The sequence below is a fragment of the Agathobacter sp. genome (assembly GCF_977054825.1).
Genome location: NZ_CDRTEH010000033.1, coordinates 1 through 4,687 on the forward strand (window position 1 = coordinate 1; position 4,687 = coordinate 4,687).

General features: G+C 41.1%; 3 protein-coding genes, 4 tRNA genes, 1 rRNA gene and 1 other RNA gene. All 9 read right to left on the minus strand.

Annotated elements, in window-relative coordinates; genetic code table 11:
- A 16S ribosomal RNA gene (locus ACW6PM_RS13530) occupies positions 1 to 80 on the minus strand; the annotation flags it as partial.
- Between the two features lie 310 nt (positions 81 to 390).
- Positions 391 to 462 (minus strand) — tRNA-Gln (locus tag ACW6PM_RS13535).
- Positions 463 to 470: 8 nt separating this feature from the next.
- Positions 471 to 556, minus strand: a tRNA-Ser gene (locus tag ACW6PM_RS13540).
- Positions 557 to 561: 5 nt separating this feature from the next.
- Positions 562 to 632, minus strand: a tRNA-Gly gene (locus ACW6PM_RS13545).
- A gap of 19 nt (positions 633 to 651) precedes the next feature.
- Positions 652 to 726 (minus strand) — tRNA-Pro (locus tag ACW6PM_RS13550).
- A 224-nt stretch (positions 727 to 950) separates the two neighbouring features.
- Positions 951 to 1,291: a transfer-messenger RNA gene (gene ssrA / locus ACW6PM_RS13555) on the minus strand.
- Between the two features lie 11 nt (positions 1,292 to 1,302).
- Positions 1,303 to 1,770, minus strand: a complete 468-nt coding sequence (smpB, locus tag ACW6PM_RS13560) for an SsrA-binding protein SmpB (protein ID WP_012742392.1) — start codon at positions 1,768 to 1,770, stop codon at positions 1,303 to 1,305.
- 258 nt (positions 1,771 to 2,028) lie between these two features.
- A complete protein-coding gene (gene rnr / locus ACW6PM_RS13565) occupies positions 2,029 to 4,155 on the minus strand; it encodes a ribonuclease R (protein WP_456057469.1) in 2,127 nt (708 codons plus the stop codon).
- Between the two features lie 73 nt (positions 4,156 to 4,228).
- Positions 4,229 to 4,468 carry a preprotein translocase subunit SecG gene (gene secG, locus ACW6PM_RS13570; protein WP_055061481.1) on the minus strand — a complete coding sequence of 80 codons (240 nt, stop codon included), beginning with the start codon at positions 4,466 to 4,468 and terminating at the stop codon, positions 4,229 to 4,231.
- Positions 4,469 to 4,687 lie beyond the last annotated feature (219 nt).

A 4,687-nucleotide genomic window follows, 5' to 3' on the forward strand; every position in this document is an offset into this window, starting at 1 on the left:
AATAAAGTGCTTCGTTCGACTTGCATGTGTTAAGCACGCCGCCAGCGTTCATCCTGAGCCAGGATCAAACTCTCATGTTAAAAAGTTGATCTCAGTCAAGTTAAACTTGGCTAATTCGTTCATTCAGGTTGCAAATAAATTTGCAACTGTCCGTAGCTCCTCAAACAATTCTGCAAGCAGATTGTTTTCATCGCTTTCGCACAAATTCTGAATTTACTGTTTTAAAGGTCTTCAATTTTCATTGAAGCGTTCTGATTGATTCTCAAAATCTTTCAAGGTTTCTCACTGTTCAGTTATCAATGTTCTTTGTTTTGTTGTCTTGCGACAACGAATGATATGATATCAAACTTTCAAGTGTTTGTCAACAACTTTTTTAAGTTTTTTATCAAGCAGGGCTACAAGGATTCGAACCTTGAAATGACGGAGTCAGAGTCCGTTGCCTTACCATTTGGCGATAGCCCTATATGAAGCGCAGGGGGTGGGATTCGAACCCACGCGCCCTTGCGGACAAACGGTTTTCAAGACCGCCTCGTTATGACCACTTCGATACCCCTGCACGAGAGCGGGTGATGGGAATCGAACCCACGTATCCAGCTTGGAAGGCTGGTGTTCTACCATTGAACTACACCCGCATATTTAATTGTTTACAAGTCGGGGTGACAGGATTCGAACCTGCGACCTCCTGGTCCCAAACCAGGCGCTCTAGCCAAGCTGAGCCACACCCCGATATGCTGTTTTGTCGTTTCGTTTTTGTTGCCTCACCGAAGCGACTCCGATATAATATCACCCTATCTCACACTTGTCAACACTTTTTTACATTTTTTTGAAATTAATTTTTCAAATACGCTGCATCCCGCATTTTTACAGCATTTCCGCTGATTTTAAAAAACGATTTTACTGACTTCAGAAAAAAGGAATGCTCAAAACATAATAATTTCAAGCATTCCTTTTAGTGGACTAGACGGGAGTCGAACCCGTGTCCGAAATACAATTCCCTGTCCTTCTACGAGTGTAGTTTATTATTTAACCTTCCCTCTGCCACACGATAACAAACAACCTTGTGGTTTCAGTAGCTTCATGATACGCCCGATGGCTCAAAGCTTTGCCAACGTCGTTTCTCACATAGTCGAAGCCTGGGTCCTAAAGTGTGAGTGCTCTAGGTCAGACTGCTGCCATTAGGCAGCGTATGCTAAATTATCTTCAGCGTTTAATTTTAATTTGGCCATTTAACGCATCGCCATACGACTCGCTTCTCCAGCTGCATGTACCCCGTCGAAACCTTTACTAGCCCATATTCATTTTTTAACCAAGATTTCTGATTTTGAAATCTCTCTGCGCCTCTCGCTTTTGATCCTTCTTGGCTATGTCTGCTCTCTTATCGTAGAGCTTCTTACCTTTGGCAAGTGCTATCTCTACTTTGACCAGGCTCCCCTTAAAGTATACCTCCACCGGCACAATTGTGAAACCCTTTTCCTTCATCTTTGATGAAAGCTTCTCGATTTCCTTCTTGTGGAGTAAAAGCTTTTTAGGTCTGAGTGGATCCTTGTTGAAGATATTCCCCTTCTCATACGGTGTAATATGCATGCCATACAGGATAATCTCACCGTTCTCGATACGGATAAAAGACTCCTTTATGCTGCCCTTTCCCATGCGAAGTGACTTCACCTCAGTTCCTGCAAGTGAAATACCGGCTTCGTATTTCTCAAGCAAAAAGTAATCGTGATAGACCTTTTTGTTGTTGGCTATTAATTTCTTTGGTTCCTTAGCCATGTCGGTATCTCCTTTCCTCAAACTGCTTTACAATACTAACACATTTTTTTACAATTGCCAATATCTAAAAGGCAAATTATTGTGAACCGTTGGTTCACATGTCTTTTTATTTACACTATATAATATATTATGACATATTTTTCAATAAATCTTTAGCACAACAAACGATAAATAACAAATAATCAGATAACAGCAGATAATAACAGACAATCAAATAAGCATTTTTAAAGTAGAAAAATTTTTGCCATTATTGTTATATTATTCTGCCAATTTAAAATCGATTGTACGCATAATTTTGTCAGTGCTGTCCACAACTACCTTGATTTTTTGTCCAAGCTTATATCTCTTATTTGTGGCTGAACCGACCAGCTCATAGGTATCCTCGTAAAATTCATAGAAATCATCTGTCAGGTCTGTCACGCGCACCAGTCCTTCAACTGTATTTGGAAGCTCCACAAAAAAGCCCCACTCCGTGACACCTGATATAACTCCTTCAAAGCTTTCACCAATATGATTTGACATGTACTCGCATTTTTTAAGCTTGACTGTTTCACGCTCTGCCTCTTCTGCACGGCGTTCGGTCTCACTTGCCTGCTTTGCAACTGCATCTAGTATAGACTCATAGTGCTCTCTGCGGTTATCATTCATTCTGCCCCTGATATTTTCCTTGATGATACGATGTATCTGTAAATCAGGATATCTGCGGATCGGTGATGTAAAATGACAATAATAGTTTGCTGCCAGTCCAAAATGTCCGGTACATGCTGTTGTATATCGCGCCTGTTTCATAGAGCGCAGTGTCAGCCTGCTTATCAGGGATTCTTCGTCTGTGCCGTCTACCTTCATCAAAAGCTTCTGAAGTTCCTTTGGGTGTACCTCATCAGTTCCAATATGAAGCGTATATCCAAAATTATTGATAAACGTGGACAGCTTTGCGATTTTTTCTGAGTCTGGCTTGTCGTGTGTTCTGTATACAAAGGGTATTTCCTGCCAAAAATAATCCTCAGCCACCGTTTCATTGGCTATAAGCATGAAATCCTCTATGAGCTTTGTTGCCACATTTCTGTCATACGGCTTTATATCTATCGGCCTGCCTGCTTCATCGAGCACAACCTTAGTCTCCGGAAAGTCAAAGTCTATCGAGCCTCGTTTCATTCTCTTTTTGCGAAGAATTGCTGCAAGCTCTGCCATTTTTTCAAACATAGGCACAAGCTCCTTATATTCTTCAATCACAGCGGCATCCTTATCTGCAAGAATCTTTTTTACATTTGTGTATGTCATCCTGCGATTTGTCTTTATGACAGTCTGCGCTATCTTATGGTCGATGACCTCACCCTTTTTATTTATCGTCATAATACATGAAAGAGCAAGCCTGTCACATCCCTCATTCAAGGAGCAGATGCCATTTGAAAGCTCTCTCGGAAGCATTGGAATCACCCGGTCTACGAGATAAACCGATGTACCTCTCTTAAGTGCCTCCACATCAAGCGCACTGTGCTCCTGCACATAGTTCGACACATCCGCTATGTGTACTCCAAGCACATAGTTTTCTCCGTCCGTGTACAAAGACACGGCATCGTCCAGATCCTTTGCATCCTCTCCGTCTATCGTGACCATCATCCAGTCTCGCAAATCCATCCTGCCTGCCATATCCGCAGATGTCACATCCTTTGCCACATTCTGCACCTGATGCATGATTTTCTCCGAAAAATCCACCGGCAGGTCATAAGCCCTTACTATAGAAAGAATATCTGTACCCGGATCATCTATATGTCCGATGATTTCAACTACCTTGCCCTCCGGCTTTTTGCCCTTTTTCCCATAGCTTGTGATTTCAACTACAACCTTGTGTCCAGACATAGCCCCTTTTGAGCGCTCCTTTGGTATAAAAATATCCGTACCAAATCTGGTATTGTCGGGCACTGCAAAGCCAAAATTATCACTTGCCTCATAGGTAGCGACTATCTGCTTCATACCACGCTCAATGATTGAAACAACCTTTCCCTCCTTGCGGCGTCCTGTTGTGACAGGCGAGATTGTAATCTCGACAGTGTCCATATGCATCGCACCATTTACATACTCAGCCGGGATAAAAATATCATCATTTTCTCCCTCCACAGTAACAAAGCCAAAGCCCCTTTGATGAGCTGTGAATACGCCGACTGTCTTTTTAATTTCCGACTTTGAATATTTGCCTCGCTTTGAGAGTGTTATCCTTCCCTCTGCCTGCAAATCCAAAAGGATCTGCTCAAGCTGCGGTCTGTCCTCCTTTTTCACTCCAAGTACTATGCACAGCTCCTTGATTTTCATTGGAACATACATGTCATCGCACATGAAGTCATAGACCATCTTTTTTCGTGTTTCATATTTATCTATATTGCTCATTATCTCTCCTTTTTTCATCATATGGATGTTAATGCGATAAAAAAGACTGCCGATTTCTCGACAGTCTAAGTATTTACCATATTCCCATATTTAAGACAATTGATATAATAAAGAAAAGAACAACACATACAATTGTTGCTTTAACCAGACGTCCTTCCTTTGAACGTCCCTTGTTCTTGCCCCAATATGTATCAGCAACTCCGGCGATAGTGCCAAGTCCTGCTGACTTACCCTCCTGGAAAAGAATAACTATTGTAATTACTAAACTGACGATTATAAATAATACCGATAAAACAATTTTTAAAGTTGCCACGATAATACCTCCTAAGCTAAATTCTAAATAACAGAACTAATATACTACATTTTTATTGTACAGTCAAGCGTTTTATACTGTATAGCTATTTTTCCAAAAATGAAATTTTAAATTCCACCACCACATTTGGTGGTGGAATTTACTCCCGCACAGTAAAGGTTTACTCTTTCATATAAAAATGGTAAGGTTATCTTTCTTTCTGACAGCAGTAGAAAGAAG